The following is a 1,311-nucleotide window of genomic DNA, read 5'->3' on the forward strand; positions in this document are numbered from 1 at the left end:
TGGAATTCCCCACGAAAAGTTGACAGTGGAACGGTCTTAACGGGAAGGTAAATGTTTCAGCCTGACGATCAGACTGAATTCAATGAAAGTGCTCGTGTTTGATGGTGTTCGAATTCGATCGGACTCAGGTAGCCGAGCGAGGAGTGTAGGCGGACAGAGTTGTAGAAATGCTCGATGAAGTCACAAGCACCTCGCGTGGCCTGCTCATGGGTTTCGTATTGTTCGTCGCGGACTTCTTCTGTCTTGTAGCTCTTGAAGAACGACTCCATTGGGGCATTGTCGTAGCAATTGCCTCGGTTGCTCATGCTTTGAACCAACTTGTGCTGGCTTAATCGTTGGCGGAACGCGCCGCTGGCGTACTGGGATCCGCGATCACTGTGAACGATCACACCCGGACTCGGCTTGCGAAACGTGATGGCATCGCGGAGTGCAGCGACGACAAGCTGAGAGTCAATCGTTCGACTGGTTTTCCAGCCAATGATTTTGCGTGAATGCAGGTCAGCGACGGCTGCAAGGTAGGTGAACCCTTCTTTCGTTGGAATGTAAGTGATGTCTGTCAGCCAGACTTCATTGATCGTTTTGGTGTGGAAGTTTTGCTTCAAAAGGTTTGGTGCAATTGGATGATCGTGATTGGAGTCAGTGGTAGAAAGGCGGAATTTGGTGCGTCGATTCGCTGCAATTCCGGCTGCTTCCATGTACTTGGCGACTGTGTTGAGGCAACAAGAAACGCCCCGTCGAAGTAGCTCTCGGTGAACTCTTGGACTGCCATAGGCATCGTGGTGTTTCTTCGAATGGATCTCGATGATCTCATCGGTGATTTCCGCTTGTCGAAATTTGGCCATTGAGATTGGCCTGTCAACGAACCGATAGAAACCCGAAGTGGAAACCTCCATTACCCGACAAAGCACCGTGACCGGCCAACGATCACGGTGCTCGGAGATAAACTTCAATCTCAGCTGCTTTCCTTTGCGAAGAACGCCGTCGCTTTTTTTAAAATGTCTCGCTCCATTTTGAGCTGTCGGTTTTCCTCTCGCAGACGCTTCAGTTCATCTTCGACCGAGTTGCTACTGACAATCTCCGCCTCGAAGGAACCGTCTCTCTCGAGGGCTTTTTTCCAGTTTCTGAGCATGCTGTCGCGCACTCCTAAGTCCCTGGCGACTTGAGCGTAGGACATCCCTTGCTCAATGACTTTCTTAACGGCAGCGATCTTAAATTCGCGGGTAAATGTTCGACGTTGGTCCATGAATTGGTTCTCCTGTCAGCAGAGTCTGACATATGCCGTCCCACTGTCAACTTTTCGTGGGGAATTCC

The 1,311-nt window shown here is 50.6% G+C and carries 1 protein-coding gene; it reads right to left on the reverse strand.

The features are described from left to right. Positions 1 to 68: 68 nt before the first annotated feature. A protein-coding gene (locus RMSM_RS19915) for an IS3 family transposase (protein ID WP_085980619.1) occupies positions 69 to 1,243 on the reverse strand; the annotation gives its coding sequence in 2 pieces (ribosomal slippage) (positions 69 to 994 and positions 994 to 1,243; 1,176 coding nt in all). Positions 1,244 to 1,311: the final 68 nt, after the last annotated feature.

It is taken from the genome of Rhodopirellula maiorica SM1 (genome assembly GCF_000346295.1).
In the GTDB taxonomy this organism is placed as follows: domain Bacteria; phylum Planctomycetota; class Planctomycetia; order Pirellulales; family Pirellulaceae; genus Novipirellula; species Novipirellula maiorica.